This is a genomic window from uncultured Sneathiella sp. (assembly GCF_963976355.1).
Classification (GTDB): Bacteria; Pseudomonadota; Alphaproteobacteria; order Sneathiellales; family Sneathiellaceae; genus Sneathiella.
The window spans coordinates 39411-60477 of the sequence record NZ_CAXBKA010000005.1 but is presented as its reverse complement, the minus strand read 5'-3'; the positions used below and the strand labels follow the sequence as shown (position 1 = coordinate 60477).

Sequence of the window (21067 nt, the reverse complement as noted above, 5' to 3'; positions counted from 1 at the left end):
TTCGGAGAAATGGAAACGGTTGATTTTGATATGGAACTGATCATTCTGCCGCTCGCAATTCTTCTACTGTTGCTCCTTTCCGCCTTTTTTTCCGGATCGGAAACGGCACTGACCGGTGCATCCCGTGCCCGCCTGCATCAGATGGAGCAGTCAGGCAATCATCGTGCCGGCATAGTCAACCGCCTGAGGGACAAGCACACCAAGCTGATCAGCGCCATTCTGCTTGGAAACAATCTCGTGAATATTCTGGCGTCTTCTCTCGCAACCAGCATTTTTATCACCTATTTTGGTGATATCGGCGTCGCTTATGCTACCCTTGTCATGACCGTCCTTGTCCTGGTTTTCGCGGAAGTTCTTCCAAAAACAGTTGCCCTTCGCCGGACGATTCCGGTGGCGCTTTTTGTTGCGCCGCTTTTGCAGCCGGCCATTTTCCTGCTGTCGCCCATCGTGATGAGTATAAACTATATTGTCGACACGACCTTGAGCCTGCTGGGTATAAAGGGACATGACGGCGATACGGATACCCTGACCGATGCGGCACAGGATGAACTCCGCGGTGCGATCGAGCTGCATTCCGAAGATGCCGGAGTTATCATGCATGAACGCTACATGCTCGATACCATTCTCGATATGGATGAGGTCGATCTTTCGGAAATCATGGTTCACCGCAAGAATGTCGAAATGGTGGACGGCGCCAAGCCGGTTCGGGAAATCATTGATCAGGTGCTTGGCAGTCCCTATACCCGGCTTCCGCTATGGAAGGATAACCCGGAGAACATTATCGGCGTGGTCCATGCAAAGGACCTCCTGCGCGCCCTGATCCCTCTCGATGGCCAGTATGAAAAGCTCGATTTCGAAGCAATCGCCGTGGAACCATGGTTTGTACCGGAAACCACAACGCTTCGCAGTCAGCTCAACGCATTTCTGGATCGGAAAAGCCATTTTGCGCTTGTCGTCGATGAATATGGCGCGTTGATGGGTCTGGTTACGCTGGAGGATATCCTTGAAGAAATCGTCGGGGACATTGCCGATGAGCATGATCTGGCCGTCAGTGATGTCCGGATGTTGAAAGATGGGCGCGTCATCACCAAGGGAGATGTGACGATCCGAGATTTAAACCGGCAACTGAACTGGTCCCTTCCCGATGAAGAGGCCGCCACAATCGCCGGGCTGGTTATTCATGAAGCCCAGATCATTCCCGATATCGGACAGGCATTTCTTTTTCACGGCTATAAGTTTGAAGTTATGCGGAAGGAACATAACCAGATAACGGAACTTCGGATTACGCCTCTTGAACTATAACTGCTTATCGGGACAGTTTACCGAGAGAACCGTTCCGGATGTATGAAATTCTCCTCAACATAATTGCTCCGGTGGTCGTGACCGCCGGGATAGGGTTTTTCTGGGCCAAGACAGGGCGCGCCTTTCATACGGAAACGATCACCACTCTGGTGACGAATGTCGGCTCCCCTATGCTCATTTTTACCACGCTTGTAAAACTAGACATGGAACTTGGCGCTTTTCTTGAGTTCGCAATGTATGCGCTCTTAAGTGCAGTCTCCTTTTGTCTGGTCGGGCTTGGTATCTTACGTATGTGCCGGCTGGACGTTAGGAATTACCTGCCCGGCCTGATGTTTCCGAATACCGGCAATATGGGCCTGCCGCTCTGCCTTTTTGCCTTTGGTGAGGCCGGCCTGGCACTTGCAATCGCTGTCTTCACCATATTCTCGACCCTGCAGTTCACATTCGGTGTCTGGCTCTCATCCGGAGAGAGCTCGGCACGCCAACTTCTCCGGACACCGCTCTTGTATGCTGTGTCTATTGGACTTGCGGTCAAGGCACTTTCTCTGCCTATTCCCGTCTGGATCATTAACACTACTGATCTCATTGGCAGCCTGACGATACCTTTAATGCTCTTTGCCCTTGGTGTTAGCCTTGCAAGTCTTTCGATCAGCCATATTCGCCTTGCCACGGGCCTTTCGCTTCTTCGACTCGGCATGGGGTTTACTGTGGGTTATGGTCTTGCAGCAGTGTTCGGCCTGACAGGGATTGAGCGCGGCGTTCTTATTCTCGAATGCAGCATGCCTGTGGCGGTCTTCAATTATCTGTTTTCACTGCGGTACGAACGTGCTCACAGTCATGTCGCGGGGATGGTCGTCATTTCAACGCTCGTTTCATTTATTACCCTCCCTGCGCTTTTATTATTCCTATTGTAGGAGCTTCAGGAGTCCAGCCTTTGCACGCCGTTTCGCTTTAGATAATGTTCAAGTATTGCGGATCGGATACGCGAAGTTCTGGAGTGTTCACGACGATTTTTATCCTGATCCACTTTACAGCAGAATTCATTGATCGACATGTTTTCACTCGCACAGATATCTCGGAGCGCCGTCCATTCGATTTCTTCGAGCCGGATACTGGTGCGGTGAGGTTGCCCGGAAACGGGGTCAATGACGGAGATGTTTCGGTTGACGAGGGTCTGATTTAGCTGGTTCACATTCAAGCTCCTGTTGTTGCTCTTATAAGTTGTCGTTTTTTAATCTAAACTCTCAAAAATAGCATATAGGGGCGTGGTGATTTGGATCAACAGTTCAGGGGTAAAGTTTTTTATCAATTCGGCATGTACGAGTTATGATCGGACCGTCAGCGCCAGCGCATGTATATCCGTCTTGAGTTCCTCGCTCAGGACTTCATAGATAGCGCGTTGCTGCGCGACGCGTGACATACCCTGAAAGCTGTCAGCGACGATTTCAACGCGAAAATGGCTCTCCCCTCTCGGACGCGCCCCGGCATGGCCAGCGTGCAAATGTGATTCGTCTAGGACCTTCAATTCAGAGGGGGAGAAAGCCGCGTTAAGCTTATCCTCAATGGTTTTTGCAACCGACATGCCGTATCATTTCCTTTTACAGTCAGCTTTAAACTTTCAAGCCAGTACCTTACCGCATACCGTGGGGCTTCGTCACGGGCGTATACTTTAATCAATGGCAAAAACGATAAGTCTTTTGGCCTGTTGCGCAATTAACGCCCCGCCGCTATCAAAATAGCCGGATTCTTACTCGCGGCCTTGCTATGACCCCTTTCAGCGACCATAATATTTCAATGGCGAAGAATAGAGAAATACCATTAGACGGTGGAACGGCAGACGCAATGCCCCGGCAATGTGCGCATGAGGATTGCTTTGAGCCGGGCGAGTTCCGGGCGCCGAAAGCACGTCTGCTCGACCGTGGCGGGCCGGACGATTACCAATGGTTTTGCCTCGCGCACATTCGGGAATTTAATAAATCCTGGAACTTCTTTGACGGCATGTCCGCGGAAGAGGTTTTACGCTATAAAGATGAAGATATCACCGGGCATCGCCCTACCTGGAAGCTGGGAACCCGCACCGCAAGTCGGCAACGGGAGTGCCGGTTTGACGACCCGTTTGATTTTCGCGATGATATGGGCGCGGATGAAGATAGGTTTTCAGGGAATACCAAGACGAAGACCAGACCGCCAATGGATCAGAAGGAGCGAGAAGCGCTCGCCGTTCTTAACCTTAAGCCCGGCTGCGGGATAGATGAAATCAAGCGTCGACACAAGGAACTTGCGAAAAAATACCACCCTGATGTCCGCGGTGGCGATAAAAAGGCCGAAGAAGTACTGAAAAACATTAATCAGGCCTATACACATTTGCGATCTTGCGGTAACTCGTAAGTTTGCCCGTAAAAAAACATCCACGAATTGTGACACGGAACTATTTTTTATGACGTCCTTAGAACTTGCCGGAGAAACACCGGAATTGAAAATTGATTTGCCCGACACCAAGGTTTCCGTTCGGGAAGTGTTCAAGATCGACAGCGACATGGAGGCCCCTGCTTTCAGCGTGACGACGGACAGGGTGCCGGATCTGGATCCTGCCTATGTGTTCGATCATGACACTACCTTGGCCATTCTGGCAGGTTTCGCCTTCAATCGCCGGGTCATGGTACAAGGGTATCACGGCACCGGTAAGTCAACGCACATTGAACAGGTGGCGGCGCGGCTTAATTGGCCGTGTGTTCGCATTAACCTCGACAGCCATATCTCCCGCATCGATCTGGTCGGCAAAGATGCCATCGTTCTGCGCGACGGTAAGCAGGTGACAGAGTTCCGTGAGGGTATTTTGCCTTGGGCGCTTCAATCACCGACTGCCATCGTTTTCGATGAGTATGACGCCGGCCGCCCCGATGTCATGTTCGTTATCCAGCGCGTTCTCGAGGTTGAGGGCAAGCTGACCCTGCTCGATCAGAACAGGGTGATCCGCCCTCACCCGGCGTTCCGGATGTTTGCAACGACCAACACGGTCGGTCTTGGGGATACCACCGGCCTGTATCACGGCACACAGCAACTAAACCAAGGTCAGATGGACCGCTGGAACATCGTCACGACGCTCAACTATCTGCCCGAAGATGTCGAGAATGAAATCGTCCTTGCGAAGATCCCCGGATATGACGATGAGGAAGGCCGTAAGACGGTTCGGGCGATGATCGCCTGCGCCGAGCTCAGCCGCGCCGGTTTTATTGCCGGAGACATCTCAACCGTCATGAGCCCGCGGACCGTCATTACATGGGCAGAAAACGCCAGAATTTTCGGTGATATCGGTTTCGCCTTCCGCGTGACTTTCCTGAATAAATGCGATGAGATGGAGCGGCCGTTGGTCGCGGAATATTATCAGCGCAGCTTCGGCGAGGAACTACCCGAATCCGCCGCTAATATCGTCGCGTAACATCTCTCGTGGCCTTTATCAAAAATAAAGAGCCCGCAGCCGAGCCTTTCAAGCGCGCGGTGAGCGCTACCTTGCGGGCAATGTCCCGCGAGAAGGAGATGGAAGTCATCTATGGCAATGACGCGCCGGGAATGAGCGGCGATCGCGCGCGCCTTCCCAATCCCGCGAAAGACCTGCCTATTGAAGATGTACGGCTGGTTCGTGGGCTGGCCGACAGCCTTGCTTTACGCAAGCGCTATCACGATGACGGGATGCACGCCCGCTACGCCCCAGAGGGCGGGGACGCGAGGGCCGTTTTTGATGCGATCGAGCAGGCCCGTGTCGAAGCCATTGGCGCCGGACGCATGAAAGGCGTTGCGGAGAATCTGTTCAACCGGCTGGACACGCACTGCAAGGAAAGCGGCTTCGACCGCATATACGACAAAGCGGAGGCTCCGATCGCGGAAGTACTCGGACTTCTCGCAAGAGAGAAGCTTGCCAACATTCCGGTCCCTGAGAGTGCCCGCAATATGGTCGATCTTTGGCGCACCGAGATCGAGGCAAAAAGCGGCGACGATTTTACCGAAATGCTGGAGGCGCTCTCCAGCCAAAAGGAATTCGCGAACGCAGCCCGCAAACTTCTGAAAGACCTCGACCTGATCGATGATGCCGAAGGCGAGTTCTCGGACGATGATGAGAGCGGCGACGGTGAAGAAGGTGAACAGGAACCGGATGCCGAGAGCAGCGGCTCCGAAAGCGATGATGAACCGCAGGAAGCAAGCGCAGCGGAGGATGCTGACACGCAGGAAGGGGCAGGCGAAGACGGCTCGGATACCGAAGCCGGTGAAAGCGCCGATATGGATGCCACCAGCACAGGTGATGAAGCAGGCCGTGACCGCCGCCCTGTCTATCCGGAGGATTTCCGAAACTCACCGGAGGCTGACGCTTACAAAGCCTATACCACCGAATTCGATGAAGTAATCCAGGCGTCCGATCTGTGTGAACCGGCGGAGCTGGCGCGCCTGCGCCAACAGCTCGATCAACAACTGACCAATCTGCAGAGCCTGATTAGTAAACTCGCCAATCGGCTGCAACGGAAATTGCTGGCACAGCAGAACCGCTCCTGGGAGTTTGATCTCGAAGAAGGCATCCTCGATGCCGCCCGCCTCTCCCGGGTTGTTGTTGATCCGCAATTGCCTTTGTCCTTCAAGGTGGAGCAGGATACCAATTTCCGCGATACCGTGGTCACACTCCTGATCGACAACTCGGGCTCCATGCGTGGACGGCCGATTTCTGTTGCCGCCATGTGCGCCGACGTCCTCGCACGCACGTTGGAGCGGTGCTCCGTCAAGGTCGAAATCCTTGGCTTCACAACACGTGCCTGGAAAGGCGGACAATCCAGGGAAAAATGGCTGGAACAGGGGAAAGAGCCAAACCCCGGCAGGCTGAATGACCTCCGTCATATTGTCTACAAATCCGCAGACTATCCCTATCGCCGGGCCCGTCAGTCGCTGGGCCTGATGCTCCGGGAAGGACTGCTGAAAGAGAATATCGACGGGGAAGGCCTGCTATGGGCTCATAACCGGTTGTTGGGCCGACCGGAGCAGCGGCGCATCCTGATGGTGATTTCCGATGGCGCGCCGGTTGATGACAGCACGCTTTCTGTAAACCCCGGTAATTATCTGGACAAGCATCTGCGGGATGTTATTCGCTGGATCGAGACCCGCTCGCCCGTCGAGCTTATCGCCATCGGTATCGGCCATGACGTCACGCGCTATTACCAGCAAGCGGTCACCATCATCGATGCTGAACAGCTGGGTGGCGTGATGATGGAGCAGCTCGCGGATTTATTCGACGAGAAGAAACCAGCGCGCCGCAGCAAGGCGGAACGCTGGTAATCACCCCTAACCTTTCAGGTTCGTGTTAAAGAATTCAAGGCTGCGGGACCAGGCAAGCTGTGCATCCTCCTGGTCATAGCGTGCGCCTGACGGGTTCGCGAAAGCATGGTCTGCGTCATACCAGAAAACTTCCGGCGCAGGCTGCCCGGCGGCCTTCATTTGCTCGACGAAACCATCAACCATTTCCTTGTTGATCCATTTGTCCTTTTCAGCGAAATGCCCCATCACAGGACCCTTCAGCTCCTTAAGTTGAGCCGCATCCCGGGCAACGCTGCCATAATAGACAATCGTTGCCTCTGTCGGCGCTGCGATGGAGGCATTCAGCGCCCAGCCGCCGCCAAAACACCATCCAATGGTACCGAGGTTGTCGGTGGTTTTCTCATTCTCCCGTGTCCAGGAAATCCATTTCTCGAGCGTTGTCGTAGCGGTTTCCGGCTTCACCGCCTTCATATACTGACCCGCTTCATCCCCATTAGAGGCTACTTTGCCTTGATAAAGGTCTACAGCAACCGCGACATACCCTTCCCGCGCAAGCTCAGCCGCGACGGCCTTTATCTGGTCATTCAGGCCCCACCATTCATGAATAAGGAGAACTGCCGGCGCCGGCGTTACTTCGGGATAAATGACAGCCGCGGTGGCGGATTGTCCGTCATCCAGCGTCAAGGTTACATCTTCCGTCATTTCTGCCGCAGCCCGTGCGAGCAACGGATCCGCCAGAATGGCCGCAAGCGGCAGAGTCGCTGCCCCCTTCATGATGTCACGGCGTGCAAACATATTATTCTCCCTTGTTCAATTGGATAGGTCGCTGATCTTTGCATAAGATAGGACACTGAAGAGGCGAGACAACTACAATAAAAAACGGATGGGAATTTCTTCCCATCCGTTTCGAATTTTTCGTTCTCTGATATCTTGTTTCAGGCGGAAGCCGCAGCCTTCTGAATGTCGCGCTTCACGCGGCGGGCTTGCAGGGAAAGAGACGAATCCCGTGACTTCAGCAGGAACTTGTCCAGACCGCCGTTATGCTCGACAGAGCGCAGCGCCGCAGCCGACACTTTCATATTGAAGGAGCGGCCAAGGGATTCAGACATCAAACGAACTTCCTGCACATTCGGCAAAAACCGACGGCGGGTCTTGTTGTTGGCGTGGCTGACATTGTTTCCTGCCTGAACGCCTTTTCCTGTCAATTCGCAACGACGTGCCATCGTGAACCTCTTTAACCAAAAAATAGAGAGCCGGCGCGTGAACGCCGGACGTGAGGACGCTATTTAAGGAATGGCGGCGCATTCGTCAAGCTTATTAGGCGGGAAGGACGCTATTTTCCCAAAAAGATCGCGAGGAGCTGTTCCGCGGCGCTCGCAGGGGCAATTCGCGCAGCTTTGACATCCGCCTCCATAGTCGGGAGTGCCTTTGCAACCCCTTTATGGGACTTGAAACGACTCATCAGGGAATCACCGAGTTCCGACCACATCCATGCGACTGCCTGCTCGCGCCGCTGTTCGGTCAGTTCATCGTCAGTTTCACGGGCCGCGCGATACCGTCCAATAGCCTCCCATAGCGTGTCAATGCCGGTCTTGGTGATTGCGGAGATTTTCAAAACCTCCACCTGCCAGTGCTTGCTCTTGGGTCGCATCAGCCCGGTCGCGCCTTTATACTCGGCCGCAGCCCGGGTGGCGGCGGCTTTCAAGTCGCCGTCCGCTTTATTGATGACGATAAGGTCAGCAAGCTCCATGACCCCGCGCTTGATGCCCTGCAGTTCATCTCCGCCAGCTGGCGCGAGCAGAAGCAGAAATACGTCCACCATTTCCGCAACGGTCGTTTCCGATTGCCCGACCCCGACAGTTTCCACAAGAATGATATCGAAACCGGCCGCTTCTGCGAGCAGCATGGCCTCTCTCGTGCGCCTTGCAACACCGCCAAGTGAGCCTCCTGAAGGGGATGGCCGGATAAAGGCGTTGGGATCACGGACAAGTTCCTCCATGCGGGTCTTGTCGCCAAGAATGGAGCCACCACTTCTTTGCGAAGATGGATCAATGGTCAGAACGGCCACCTTGTGCCCTTTTCCCGTCAACAGCTTGCCAAAGGCCTCAATAAAGGTCGATTTACCAACTCCCGGCGTACCGGAAATCCCGATCCTTATGGACTTTCCGGTTTTCGGGAGAACAAGATTCAAGAGTTGCTGCGCCGTTTCCCGATGATCGGGGCGGAGCGATTCCACTAGAGTGATCGCCCGTGCCAAGGCCCGCCGATCTCCCTGATCCAACTTTTCTGCCAAGCCGTTAGCGTCTGTCGGAATTTTCTGTACCGTTTTTTTCATAGCCTTGGGTATGGAAAAATAGCGCGGATTCGTCAAGTTAATTGAAAGGGCTATCGCAAATATGCGCTTGCCCCTATTCTGTGAACCGGAAACGGAAATAATATGATCAGCAGTATCCAGACAATTGAAATGCATACGGGCGGGGAGCCGCTCAGGATTATTACGGACGGTGTTCCCGTGCCGGAGGGGAGAACCCTGCTTGAGAAGCGCGCCTATATGCGCGACAAGGCCGATCAGTATCGCCGTTTCCTTATGTTTGAACCACGCGGGCACAAGGATATGTATGGCGCCTTGCTGGTGCCGCCAGACCATCCGGAAGCAGACCTCGCCGTCATTTTTATGCATAATGAAGGCTACAGCACCATGTGCGGACATGCGATCATGGCGCTGGGCCGCTATGCCCTTGATTTTGGACTTGTGGTCAAGGAAGCAAACGAGACGACTGTCAGAATACAATGCCCCTGCGGCCTTGTAACGGCCAAGGTTGAGACACGCGAGGGCGTTACGGGACAGGTGCGGTTTGAGAGTGTACCTGCATTCGCTTACAAACTGGGGCAGTTCGTTGAAACGAGGGAGTATGGTCCTGTTGAAGTGGATATCGGCTATGGCGGGGCGTTCTATGGCATCCTGAATGCCGCGAGCTTCGGTCTCAATGTTTTGCAATCAAAAGCCCGGGATCTCGCCGCCGCCGCATCAATTGTCTCAACTGCGATAAAGGAACAAATCGATATCACCCACCCGGAAGAACCGGACCTCGGCTACCTTTACGGCACGATTTTTACGGACGGCAATATCGGTAATGAGGGAAAATCCAGCGCCAATATCTGTGTTTTCGCGGACGAACAGATAGACCGAAGCCCGACAGGATCCGGCGTGACGTCCCGCATGGCAATTGCCGCCGCCCGAAAAGCGATTACGCCCGGTGAAATATGCCAGTTTGAAAGCGTTACCGGCGCGGTTTTTACCGGGGAACTCAAAAACACAGCGAAGGTTGACCCGTTCAATGCGGTGACAGTCGAGATCGCTGGCCATGCCTATTATTCCGGCTCGGCGGAATTTACATTCGAAGACGGGGATCCGCTTGGCGGCGGGTTCCTGCTGAAATAAAGACAAGGAGCAGGTTACCTTCATGACTAAAATCGATCTGCAAAAAGAAGCCGCCAAAGCCATGGAGAAGGCCTATTCGCCCTATTCCCGTTTCAAGGTCGGGGCCGCGATCCTGACCGAGGCGGGAAATATATATGCTGGCTGCAATGTCGAGAATATCTCCTTTGGCCTCACAATCTGCGCGGAACGCAATGCCATTGTTCAGGCCGTAGCCGCAGAAGGGCCGGGAATGAAACTGAAGGAAGTTGTTGTTACCAATCACAACGAAGCAGGAATTTCCGGCGCCTGCTCCCCGTGCGGAGCCTGCCGGCAGTTCATGATCGAGTTTTCAAACAAAGACACCAAGGTCACCTATCCCGGTGAAAACGGCGATATTGTCACAACCGCCGACAACCTTCTCCCGGACAGTTTCCGCTTCTGATCTCACCCGCGGCCGCGATATGTCGCCACACCCTGATCCGGCAACCAGACATCAGCAAGCGGTGCGCCGGTTTGCCAGAAGACATCTATCGGGATACCGCCCCGCGGATACCAGTACCCGCCGATCCGGAGCCAGCGGGGTTTCAGCAGATCGGCGATCCGTTTTCCGATCATGACCGTGCAATCCTCATGAAAGGCGCCGTGATTGCGAAACGAGGTCAGGAAAAGCTTCAACGACTTCGATTCGACCAGCCATTGATCTGGCACATAGTCAATCACAAGATGTGCGAAATCCGGCTGGCCCGTCATCGGACAGAGCGACGTAAATTCCGGTGCGGTAAAGCGGACGAGGTAATTTACATCCGCCTGTCCATTCGAAACCCGTTCCAGGACAGCTTCTTCCGGGCTCTGCGGTTGCTCCACTGCCTTGCCAAGTTGCGTCAGGCCGCTGACATCAGTTCCTGCCATTTACCGCGCTCCTTCAAATCCAGAAATGAAACTCGTGATGTTCGCGCCAAGAAACTCCCGGTTATAGCCGCCTTCCTGCACCAGTACCGTCGGCATTCCGAGGGTCGCGATCCGGCTTGCGATCTGACCGAATCCCTGTGTGGTAACGGAAAGCCCGATCAACGGATCACCCTCAAATGCATCAAGGCCAAGCGCAACAAAGAGAACATCCGGGGCATAGGCACGAAGGGACGCCAGCCCTTCCTCCAACCGCTCCAGAAAAGCCGCATCATCGCTCTGGGTTTTAAGCGGCAGGTTGAGGTTAAACCCTTCTCCCCTTCCATGACCACGCTCATGCGAATAGCCGGAGAAGAAAGGATAAAAATCAATAGGATCGCAATGGGTCGAAACCGTGAAAACATCGTCACGATCATAGAAAATGCCCTGCGTGCCGTTCCCATGATGGACATCGATATCCAGGATCGCAACCCTGTTTACTGTCCGCCGGGCAAACTGCGCCGCAATGGCAATATTATTGAGAAAACAGAACCCGCCTGCCTGATCCTTGAATGCATGATGACCCGGCGGGCGGCAAAGCGCGTAAGCGGATCTGTTGGTAGAAAGATCGTTGATCACATAATCCGTCGCGGTCAGCGCAACATTGTTCGAGGCAATGGCCGCCTCCCATGTCTGCCGCCCGATGGGCGCGGACAAATCGGTCGTGTAATGCCCGACTTCGCCAACGATACCGCCTGGCATGGAGGACATATTGCGGCCGGGATGGATATTCGGCAAGACCTCTTCACTCCCCATTCCGGCGGCATGCCAGCGGTTATGGATCGTTTCCAAAAACTGAAGATATCCCGGAGTGTGAACCGCCGCCCGCGGCGACGGGCCGAAATCATCCGGCGCGACAATTTCATGCCCGGCATCCTTGAGCCCCTTGACCAGTGCTTCCGCCCGGCCCGGGACTTCCTGCGGTTCGTGAAAGGCCCCGGACTTGAAGTATGTCTTCGGATCATGTTTTACATGATCCGGGCTATAGATGATTTTCATTGTTATTCCTTAAATTCCACACTTCCGATCACAAGATTACCTCACTCCCCGTCAATGAAGAAACTGTCTCTTGAACAAGCAACTAGCACAAAGGCCTATAAACTATGGCGCATTCGAATGAATTAAATGTAATGAAGCAAATTGCACATTTGCGAAATTACAGCCCAGATAAGAAAGTATCATCATTTCCACTTATCACATATTGCACCCCTCACGTAACGGAGAATGACGATGAGGTCCTGGATGTTATGGCAACCTCAGTAGACAGAAACCAACATATAAAGGCGACTGCCATTGCAATGAGATGTAACATTCCGGTCAATCTATTTGGCACATATTTGCTGAACTTATGTCAGACTGACGAAGACGGTGATCTGCAAAACCTACGCTCAGATAATGGCGAATGGCTTAAAAACTGGAACGGGATTTGGATACTACAATGTCACGGGGCCATAACCACGGTGACGGTCGATGACAGTATTGATGGCGAGAAATTCTATAAACTCTATGGGGAATATATTATTGAACAAAAAGGTTTTCGCGCTGGCATCCTAAAATCCTGCCATTCAACACAGCAATATAATACCGATTTTTTTTCACGCCTAAGCTTCGCAGAATCACTTCGCTCATGTAGCAAGAAGGAAGAGGTTATCCTCATTGGATCATCTGTCGCAACCAGCATCGTCGACTTCACCAGCGATAAATATTGGGGTCTGCCTACAATTTATCCGGATGCATTTTTCAAATGCACCTTCAAACAACCGGATGACTTTGCTCAGTATTTTAATCAAGACGTGAAAACTATTGAAAAGTATATAAATACGGACCAATTCACGTTGTCATACGCAAATGAGCACAAAGATATGTCGTTGTTTTTGAAAGATGATTTTTCTATCTACAAGTTTGTAACAGAAAAATTCTTCAATATGGCTACTCTCGATCCAAATAATCTTTTCGTCACAAAAGAAGTTCTGACACTCATTAATGATGAGGAGGACAACGATCAAAACGAAGAGAAAAAAAATGAAGATACGGTGTCTGATTTGGGGAAAATACTAGATCCTAAAATTAGAGACATTGATGATCCTGCAAAGTTATTTCCCGATTTTTACTGGTATAAAACCGGGAAATTATTGAATTCGGACACAGAAAAACTCAAAGACATGAAGGTTTTCCAACAACATCTCACTCAACAAATTCAAAATCGGCAAAACATTCCCAGCACAGGAACTGCCAACCCAAACGATGATCCAAAATAACAATCGAATAGAGAGCTATTTCTAAGCTACGCCGCCTTGCGTTTCTTGCGGATAAGCTCAAGCACCTCTGCTGCGGCCTTTGGGATATTGGTTCCGGGGCCGTAGATGGCGGCGACGCCGGCGCTGTAGAGGGCATCGTAATCCTGCGCCGGGATGACGCCGCCACAGACGACAAGGATGTCTTCCGCCCCTTGTTTCTTGAGTTCGTCAATAATCTGCGGGACTAGCGTTTTGTGCCCGGCGGCCTGAGATGAAATGCCGATGACATGAACATCGCTTTCGATGGCATCCTGCGCCGCTTCGGCCGGTGTCTGGAAAAGCGGGCCGACATCGACATCAAAACCAATGTCTGCAAAGGCGGTCGCAATAACCTTGGCGCCGCGGTCATGACCATCCTGACCGAGTTTCACCACCAGCATACGCGGGCGACGCCCCTCTTCGCGGGCGAAAGCATCGATATCATCGCTGATTTTCATAAAGCCCTCATCTCCCTCATAAGCGGCGCCATAGACGCCGGAAATGGACCGAATCTCGGCACGATGGCGGCTGAAAATCTTTTCCATCGCGTAAGAAATTTCACCGACTGTGGCCCGTGCCCGCGCCGCGTTGACACATAGTTCCAGCAAATTGGCATTGCCTTCTGCGCCTTTGGTCAGCGCATCCAGCGCCGCCTCACATACGGCCGCATCACGCGTGCTTCTGATTTTCTCCAGTCTCGCCACCTGTTGACGCAGGACTTCCGTGTTATCGACATCAAGAATTTCGATGTTACTGTCATCCTTGTCGATGCGGTATTTATTAACCCCGACAATAACTTCCTCACCGCGGTCAATCCGGGCCTGGCGCCGGGCAGCGGATTCTTCAATCCGGAGTTTCGGCATCCCGCTCTCTACCGCCTTGGTCATGCCGCCCAGTTCTTCAACTTCCTCGATCAATTTCCAGGCTTCCGCCGCAATCGAATTAGTCAGGCTTTCGACATAATAGCTGCCTCCGAGAGGGTCCACGACATTCGGAACACCCGTTTCCTCCGCAAGAATGAGCTGTGTATTCCGGGCAATCCGGGCGGAGAAATCCGTCGGCAGGGCAATCGCCTCGTCCAGCGCATTGGTATGAAGGCTTTGCGTGCCTCCGAGCACCGCAGCCATGGCTTCATAGGCAGTCCTGATAACATTGTTGTAAGGGTCCTGCTCCGTCAGGCTCACACCGGATGTCTGACAATGGGTCCGCAGCATCAAAGAGCTTTTGTTCTGCGGATTGAACTCGCTGATCATTTTTGCCCAGATCATGCGCGCCGCCCGCAATTTCGCAATCTCCATGAAGAAATTCATGCCGATAGCAAAAAAGAAGCTGAGGCGCGGCGCAAATTCGTCAATTTTAAGACCGCTGGCCAGCGCCGCCCGGGCATACTCCAACCCGTCCGCGAGGGTGAACGCTAGTTCCTGAACCTGCGTCGCGCCAGCTTCCTGCATGTGATAGCCAGAGATGGAAATCGAATTGAAGCGCGGCATGTTGGCGGAGGTATAGCCAATGATATCGCCGATGATCCGCATGCTGGGCTCCGGCGGATAGATATAGGTGTTGCGCACCATGAATTCTTTCAGAATATCATTCTGGATTGTGCCAGAGAGTTGCTCCGGCTTTACGCCCTGCTCTTCCGCCGCAACAATATAGTTTGCCAGAATCGGGAGGACGGCGCCGTTCATGGTCATGGATACGGACATTTCATCAAGCGGAATGCCGTCGAACAGGATTTTCATATCCTCAACACTGTCAATGGCTACACCTGCCTTACCGACATCGCCCACAACCCTTGGGTGATCCGAATCATAACCGCGATGGGTGGCCAGGTCAAAGGCGACGGAAAGGCCCTTCTGCCCGGCGGCAAGGTTTCGGCGATAGAAAGCATTGGATTCTTCAGCCGTGGAAAAGCCCGCGTACTGACGGATAGTCCAGGGGCGGTTGGCATACATGCTGGCGCGCACGCCCCGCTTAAACGGCGCTATGCCCGGCAGGTCTTCAGCTAGTTCCATACCTTCCAGATCAGTTGCGGTATAAAGCGGTTTGACGGTGATGCCTTCAGGGGTCTCCCAGTTCAAGTCTTCAAGCTTGCGCCCGCGAAGTTCCTTCTCCGCCAGCTTTTCCCAGTCCTGAAATGTCTGTTTTGGAAAGTCGCTCATGTTCCTCTATTCCCTTAAATCCCGCAGATAATGCTGCCGTACCATAGACCCTAGCTCGCAATGTCGGGGAGCTATATCACAGAATCCTCAAAACACCAAACGAGCGTTAGCTTTAGGCTCTTTTAAACATTGTCCGTGCTCTTTTCATTATCTCTTTCATTTAATAATGCGAATTTAAGTCTAAATGGCGAGATATTTTTGTCATGCTCCCTACAAATTAGGGTCATAATGCTTTTAAGACGGCCCTGAATTTTTCCTGTCCTTGCAACGTTGCCTGAGTATAGAATAAAGCGGAGGAGTTAAATCCCTCCACGATCAGATTAGGTTAGAGATGCATTCCAGCTCCAGCAATTCCCCCCATAATCGCACCGCTCAGATCACGGCAATTCTCGGCCCCACCAATACAGGGAAGACCCACCTTGCCGTTGAACGAATGATGGGATATGCGGATGGTATCATTGGCCTGCCGCTGCGATTGCTCGCCCGCGAAATATACGAACGGATCGTCTCAGTCAAAGGGGCGGCAAATGTTGCCCTGGTCACGGGGGAAGAGAAAATCATCCCGCCGCAAGCCGCCTATTTTGTCTGTACAGTAGAGGCCATGCCGCTTGACCGCGGGTTTGACTTTCTTGCCATTGACGAGATTCAGCTCGCCGAGGATCAGGAACGCGGTCATATTTTCACGGACCGTCTGCTTTACGCGCGTGGCCGTCAGGAAACGCTGTTTCTGGGCGCCGAGACCATCCGCCCCTGGATCAAGCGCCTAATACCCGAAGCATCCTTCGTCTCCCGTCCCCGATTTTCGAAACTGACCTATAAAGGCCCAAAAAAAATATCACGGCTGCGACCCCGTACGGCCATCGTCGCCTTTTCCTCAAACGATGTGTATGCCATCGCCGAAATGGTGCGGCGTCAACGGGGCGGCGCCGCCGTTGTCATGGGAAACCTATCCCCGCGCACCCGCAACGCCCAGGTGGAACTGTATCAGTCCGGAGATGTAGATTATCTCGTCGCGACAGATGCCATCGGCATGGGACTTAACATGGATATCGACCATGTTGCTTTTGCAGGAACCGTCAAATTCGATGGCGCCATGTCGCGGCGACTGAGGCCGGCGGAGTTTGCACAGATAGCCGGTCGGGCCGGACGCCATATGAACAACGGTAGCTTCGGAACGACCGCAAATGTTGAACCGCTGGAAGATGAGTTGATTGAGAAAATCGAAAATCATGAATTCGAACCAGTCCGACATATCCGGTGGCGCAATCTTGACCTGAATTATACCACTACGCGGGATTTGCTGCGGTCTCTGGAGAAGCAATCTACCATCGAAGGAATGGTATCGCCACGTGATCCGGACGACTACAAGGCATTCAAGATGCTGATCAGAGATGACGAGGTGCGTCATTATTCACAATCCGCCGCCAAGGTACGTCAATTGTGGCAAGTCTGCCAGGTGCCGGATTTCCGTAAAACCATGCATGATGTGCATGTCCGGCTCCTGAGGCAAATCTTTCTGCATCTGCAGGAAAAAGGGGGGAAACTGCCGACTGACTGGATTGCCGGACATCTGAAAAGCCTGGAGAAAACGGACGGCGATATTGATACGCTTGCAACACGTATTGCTCATACGCGGACTTGGACGTATATTTCCCATGTTTCCGATTGGGTGGATGATTACAGATACTGGCAGGAAACCGCGCGCAGCATAGAAGATAAACTGTCAGACGCTCTTCACGAGCGGCTGACTCAACGATTTGTAGACCGACGCACTGCCATGCTGGTGCGGAAACTGAAAGACCGAAGTCAATTGGAAGCACAGATTAACGAGACAGGCGATGTCCATGTTGAAGGCCATTTCCTCGGGACCCTGAAGGGTTTGAAGTTTAACGCCGACACAAGCCTTAACAGCACTGAGGCAAGAACTCTCCGGAATGTAGGGAACAAGGCGGTGGCGGCGGAAATCGCCGCGCGTGCGGCGCGTCTGGCGGCAACGGCGGATACAGATATTTCCTTGGATGAGGAAGGCAGACTGATCTGGCAGGGCACGCCCGTCGCAGCCTTGGCAAAAGGTGAAGCGATCCTGAAGCCACGTGTTCAGCTCCTTGCCAGTGAGCAGTTGAATGGCACATCTCAGGATGCCGTCATTAAACGCCTCGGTGACTGGGTGTCCGCGCAGATCGAGGCCCGGCTCAAACCCCTCGTTCAGCTTGAGACTCTCCCCCTCACGGGCGCGGCGCGCGGTATTGCCTTTCAGGTCAGCGAAAATCTGGGGGCAATGCCCCGCTATAAGCTGAGCGACCAGATACGCCTTCTGGACAAGAAGGATTATGGCCGTCTCAAGTTCGGCGGTATTCGCGTGGGCTACGAACATGCCTTTATGCCGATCCTGCTCAAACCGGACCCGACGTCGCTCAGATGCCTTCTCTGGGCGATATATCAGGAGCGTTCGGAAATTCCGCCCGCTCCGCCAGCGGGCCGGGTCTCATTTGAAATAGATGGAAAGCTGCCCTGGACATATTATCTCGTCGCGGGATATGCGGTGTATGACAAGCTCGCCGTCCGCCTCGATATGCTGGACAGGCTTGCCGGGATGCTAAGACGGGCTTCCCGCGGGCTCCTGGAATCAGCCGAACCGGTAAAACCGGCAGAACAAAATGAAAATACGCCGGAAATGACAGCGGCCGGTGAAACAAAGACGGACGAAGTAGATACCGATAAAACGGACACAGTTGGAACAACGATAGAGACGACGAACGAACCCGAGACCCCGATCGCAGCGCAGAGCCTAACCGAGGCTCCTGCAGCGGAGAGCGAACCGGATACGGCGATACAAACCACACAAGCTGAGACACCTGCAGCACCGGCCTCACCCGAGCGCGAAAAAGTGGATGCCACGCAAAATGCGCCCGCAAAAAAAGACCTGCCGCGAAATCTCCCGTTCAAACCAACCCACGAGATGCTCTCTCTCGTCGGAACGACACGGGAGCAGTTTGCGCTCATCATGGACAGGCTGGGGTACGTCGCCGAGGGTGAAGGCGAGGACCTGACATATCGCAAAAAGTCGTTCAAAAAGAAGCTGCGAAACCAAAAATCCGCGCCGCGTGATGCGTCACCACGCCGGCCGAAAGGCGGACAAAAGCCCAAAAGCACTAAACCACAACCTAATCGCTCACCACCTAAGGAGAGGGAAATCGACCCCGATTCACCTTTTGCCATCCTGAAAACACTTGGTAAAAAGTAGCGAATGACCGACGGGACAAATGCGGCGAGTGCCGGTATTCGTGTCGATAAATGGTTGTGGTATGCGCGCTTCTTCAAAAGCCGTTCTCTTGCCGCGAAACTGGTCCAGTCACGAAAGCTGCGGATAAACAGCGTTGTCACGACAAAAGCCAGCGCGACCGTGAAAGCCGGGGATGTCCTGACGTTTGCCCAAGCTCGCAATATCCGTGTCATCCGGATCGTCAATATCGGCACACGCCGCGGCCCGGCGCCTGAGGCGCAGACGCTATACGAAGATCTCGCCCCGCCGCAGCAAAAAGAAGATAAAGCCGATCCAGCGCCCATGCCCGTCGCAAAGCGGGAGGCTGGTGCGGGACGGCCAACCAAAGCCGAGCGTAGGGCGCTTGACAAACTACACGCAAAGTCAGAGGAATGAGATCCCTCTTTTCTTAAAGGATTATCCGGTGACCGCAGCAAAGCACTTAAAACAATTTATTACCGCGTGGGACGCAGACGGCACAGGATATTTTAAGGTCGGGCGTATCTTTCTGGAAGAAACACGGGATGCCAAAAAGCTTGAAGCCGCCGCGAAAAAGGCCGCGCGCGGAATAGAGGCTGAAGTTATGTATGCCTGGAATCTTGGCTCTCCCAAATCGGATGCCTGGTGGCTCGGGTGGGGCGGTTACGATCTGGAAGAGGACATTCCGTTTTTTGCCACGATGGCCAAAGCGGAAGTGCAGGAGCAAATCAACTCCTTCGACCCAAAAGACAACGAGTTTGAATGCACATCGCTCGACGAATATAAAGAAATGCTGTTTAACGCCTATGATGAAGATCTGACGGCAGCAGAGCTGGTCCGCGGCTTTCAGGATTGGGTTCAATCTCTTGACCCGGCAGCACAGAAAGCCCTTCTCAAGGATTTGCAGAGCTGGCGCGACAATGGAAAAGAAGAATAATCTCGGGAGAAAAATCGCATGACATTTGTCATTGATCCTATAAAAATACCCTCTGTCGCTGTCGTGAATACGGACCATCGCTTTCCGGTTCGGAGAATATTCTGTGTCGGACGAAACTACGCAGAGCATACACGCGAAATGGGCGGAGATCCGGAGCGTGAACCTCCCTTCTTCTTTACAAAGCCCGCAGATGCCGTCGTCGACAGCGATACCGAAATCTCCTATCCAAAACTCACCAAAGACCTTCATCATGAGGTCGAACTGGTGATCGCCATCGGTAAAGGTGGTGAGAATATCCCGAAAGAACAGGCAAACGCGCATATTTTTGGATATGCCGTCGGTATCGATCTGACCCGGCGCGATCTGCAAAAAATTGCCAAGGAGATGGGGCGTCCCTGGGACAGCGGAAAGGCATTCGATCAATCCGCCCCTTGTGCTGCGATAACGCCGGTCGGCGATATTGCGGATATTGAGCAGGCAAGCATCTCGCTCTCTGTAAACGGTGAAACCAGTCAATCCGGGATGATTGCCGATCTGATCTGGTCAATTGACGAAGTTATCTCAATCCTGTCGGAATCATTTTCCTTAGCACCAGGTGATTTAATATATACCGGAACCCCCGCCGGAGTTGGCCCGCTTGTTCCGGGAGATCATGCCGTCGGCAAAATCTCCGGACTGAGACCTATAGACATCCGTTTAACTGACTAAATCGGACTAAGTGCGCACAAAAACCGTTGACTAGCAGATTTAGTACGATACATGAAAATTGAGATTTGGACTTTCATTGAAATGGCCTAAATCAATATCGGTCAATGAGCAGGTGGTAAGATGCAACATATTCAAAAGCTGGCAATTTGCGGCGTGGCCTTTTTTGCTGTCTCATCTTGTGCAGGAGATAAGGACTATCTACCAGCCAACATCGCCGCTTATGGCCCAGAAGACTGCAAACCGGTCGTCGAACAAGCGATAGACAGGGCCGACATCGATCGAAGCAAAATTTCGAAGATCGATTATCTGACCTACTATATTTCAGAGAGTGAAGCCGGTGAACAATATAACTATCAGGGCTGGCTGAGCTTTAAAGACTGCACGGGCAATTATGTCGTCGATATGAACCGATATTGTCAGATTCAAACAGCCTATCCGCGCGGCAATTGCAGAATGCAGGACATTGTTGCCCAGAAATGAATTCGTTATTATTCGATGTCTTGAAGCCCGCCTGATTGATTCGAGTTAACCATAACTCGCTGAAAAGCTTGTATTATTTGATTGAAATTTCAAAATTTCTTTGTATTTAAAGTCATTATCCGAATAATTTTCACCCTTAATTACTAATTATATAAGTTTTTACGAAAAATAACCTGAAATTAACCATAAATCTTTGTTTTTAGGTAGTTTCAGGACCAATTCCCCGTTAAAATGGTTATAGCAGCTGAGAATTGGTCAATATCGGCTTGCCGATATTGAGGCTGCGTCAATCATTCGAAGACA

General features: G+C 52.7%; 21 protein-coding genes. 14 read left to right on the top strand and 7 right to left on the bottom strand.

The window, feature by feature from the left end; genetic code table 11:
- Positions 1-9: 9 nt before the first annotated feature.
- From AAC599_RS12535 to AAC599_RS12525, 3 genes are all read left to right on the top strand, one after another.
- Entirely contained in the window at positions 10-1302 is a 1293-nt protein-coding gene (locus AAC599_RS12535) for an HlyC/CorC family transporter (protein ID WP_340150744.1), read from the top strand.
- A 38-nt stretch (positions 1303-1340) separates the two neighbouring features.
- A complete protein-coding gene (locus tag AAC599_RS12530; RefSeq protein ID WP_340150743.1) occupies positions 1341-2216 on the top strand; it encodes an AEC family transporter in 876 nt (291 codons plus the stop codon).
- An 83-nt stretch (positions 2217-2299) separates the two neighbouring features.
- Complete coding sequence (locus AAC599_RS12525; protein ID WP_340150742.1) at positions 2300-2485, top strand: hypothetical protein; 186 nt, start codon at positions 2300-2302, stop codon at positions 2483-2485.
- 141 nt (positions 2486-2626) lie between these two features.
- Here the strand turns inward: AAC599_RS12525 and AAC599_RS12520 are convergent, their stop codons facing one another.
- Complete coding sequence (locus AAC599_RS12520) at positions 2627-2884, bottom strand: BolA family protein (protein ID WP_340150741.1); 258 nt, start codon at positions 2882-2884, stop codon at positions 2627-2629.
- A gap of 260 nt (positions 2885-3144) precedes the next feature.
- Between AAC599_RS12520 and AAC599_RS12515 the strand changes: the two genes are divergently transcribed.
- The 3 genes from AAC599_RS12515 to cobT are packed head-to-tail and all read left to right on the top strand — an operon-like array spanning position 3145 to position 6618.
- The gene (locus AAC599_RS12515) at positions 3145-3690 is read left to right on the top strand and encodes a J domain-containing protein (RefSeq protein ID WP_340150740.1); all 546 of its coding nucleotides are present in this window, start codon (positions 3145-3147) and stop codon (positions 3688-3690) included.
- Between the two features lie 49 nt (positions 3691-3739).
- Positions 3740-4741 (top strand): cobaltochelatase subunit CobS, encoded by a 1002-nt coding sequence (gene cobS / locus AAC599_RS12510; protein ID WP_340150739.1) that lies wholly within the window; start codon positions 3740-3742, stop codon positions 4739-4741.
- A gap of 8 nt (positions 4742-4749) precedes the next feature.
- Positions 4750-6618: a cobaltochelatase subunit CobT gene (gene cobT, locus AAC599_RS12505; RefSeq protein ID WP_340150738.1), complete on the top strand. Its 1869-nt coding sequence runs from the start codon at positions 4750-4752 to the stop codon at positions 6616-6618.
- 6 nt (positions 6619-6624) lie between these two features.
- Here the strand turns inward: cobT and AAC599_RS12500 are convergent, their stop codons facing one another.
- From AAC599_RS12500 to meaB, 3 genes are all read right to left on the bottom strand, one after another.
- Positions 6625-7392: a dienelactone hydrolase family protein gene (locus AAC599_RS12500; RefSeq protein ID WP_340150737.1), complete on the bottom strand. Its 768-nt coding sequence runs from the start codon at positions 7390-7392 to the stop codon at positions 6625-6627.
- A 140-nt stretch (positions 7393-7532) separates the two neighbouring features.
- The gene (gene rpmB / locus AAC599_RS12495; protein ID WP_293962581.1) at positions 7533-7820 is read right to left on the bottom strand and encodes a 50S ribosomal protein L28; all 288 of its coding nucleotides are present in this window, start codon (positions 7818-7820) and stop codon (positions 7533-7535) included.
- Between the two features lie 110 nt (positions 7821-7930).
- Complete coding sequence (gene meaB / locus AAC599_RS12490) at positions 7931-8932, bottom strand: methylmalonyl Co-A mutase-associated GTPase MeaB (RefSeq protein ID WP_340150736.1); 1002 nt, start codon at positions 8930-8932, stop codon at positions 7931-7933.
- 102 nt (positions 8933-9034) lie between these two features.
- Here meaB and AAC599_RS12485 point away from each other — a divergent pair, with 102 nt between their 5' ends.
- Entirely contained in the window at positions 9035-10039 is a 1005-nt protein-coding gene (locus AAC599_RS12485; protein ID WP_340150735.1) for a proline racemase family protein, read from the top strand.
- Between the two features lie 22 nt (positions 10040-10061).
- Positions 10062-10460 carry a cytidine deaminase gene (locus tag AAC599_RS12480; RefSeq protein WP_340150734.1) on the top strand — a complete coding sequence of 133 codons (399 nt, stop codon included), beginning with the start codon at positions 10062-10064 and terminating at the stop codon, positions 10458-10460.
- Positions 10461-10462: 2 nt separating this feature from the next.
- Here the strand turns inward: AAC599_RS12480 and queF are convergent, their stop codons facing one another.
- The gene (gene queF / locus AAC599_RS12475) at positions 10463-10927 is read right to left on the bottom strand and encodes a preQ(1) synthase (RefSeq protein WP_340150733.1); all 465 of its coding nucleotides are present in this window, start codon (positions 10925-10927) and stop codon (positions 10463-10465) included.
- Entirely contained in the window at positions 10928-11962 is a 1035-nt protein-coding gene (locus tag AAC599_RS12470; RefSeq protein WP_340150732.1) for a histone deacetylase family protein, read from the bottom strand.
- Between the two features lie 104 nt (positions 11963-12066).
- On the opposite strand from AAC599_RS12470, the gene AAC599_RS12465 reads away from it, so the two are divergent.
- The gene (locus tag AAC599_RS12465) at positions 12067-13221 is read left to right on the top strand and encodes a hypothetical protein (protein WP_340150731.1); all 1155 of its coding nucleotides are present in this window, start codon (positions 12067-12069) and stop codon (positions 13219-13221) included.
- A gap of 26 nt (positions 13222-13247) precedes the next feature.
- Here AAC599_RS12465 and scpA read toward each other — a convergent pair whose 3' ends face one another.
- Positions 13248-15398: a methylmalonyl-CoA mutase gene (gene scpA / locus AAC599_RS12460; protein ID WP_340150730.1), complete on the bottom strand. Its 2151-nt coding sequence runs from the start codon at positions 15396-15398 to the stop codon at positions 13248-13250.
- Between the two features lie 331 nt (positions 15399-15729).
- Here scpA and AAC599_RS12455 point away from each other — a divergent pair, with 331 nt between their 5' ends.
- The 5 genes from AAC599_RS12455 to AAC599_RS12435 all read left to right on the top strand — a co-directional run bounded on the left by AAC599_RS12455 (position 15730) and on the right by AAC599_RS12435 (position 20764).
- A complete protein-coding gene (locus AAC599_RS12455) occupies positions 15730-18642 on the top strand; it encodes a helicase-related protein (RefSeq protein WP_340150729.1) in 2913 nt (970 codons plus the stop codon).
- A gap of 3 nt (positions 18643-18645) precedes the next feature.
- On the top strand, positions 18646-19056 hold the full coding sequence (locus tag AAC599_RS12450; RefSeq protein ID WP_340150728.1) for an RNA-binding S4 domain-containing protein: 411 nt from the start codon (positions 18646-18648) through the stop codon (positions 19054-19056).
- A 28-nt stretch (positions 19057-19084) separates the two neighbouring features.
- Complete coding sequence (locus AAC599_RS12445; RefSeq protein WP_340150727.1) at positions 19085-19576, top strand: hypothetical protein; 492 nt, start codon at positions 19085-19087, stop codon at positions 19574-19576.
- Between the two features lie 18 nt (positions 19577-19594).
- Positions 19595-20284, top strand: a complete 690-nt coding sequence (locus tag AAC599_RS12440) for a fumarylacetoacetate hydrolase family protein (RefSeq protein WP_340150726.1) — start codon at positions 19595-19597, stop codon at positions 20282-20284.
- A 120-nt stretch (positions 20285-20404) separates the two neighbouring features.
- Positions 20405-20764: a hypothetical protein gene (locus AAC599_RS12435; RefSeq protein ID WP_340150725.1), complete on the top strand. Its 360-nt coding sequence runs from the start codon at positions 20405-20407 to the stop codon at positions 20762-20764.
- Positions 20765-21067 lie beyond the last annotated feature (303 nt).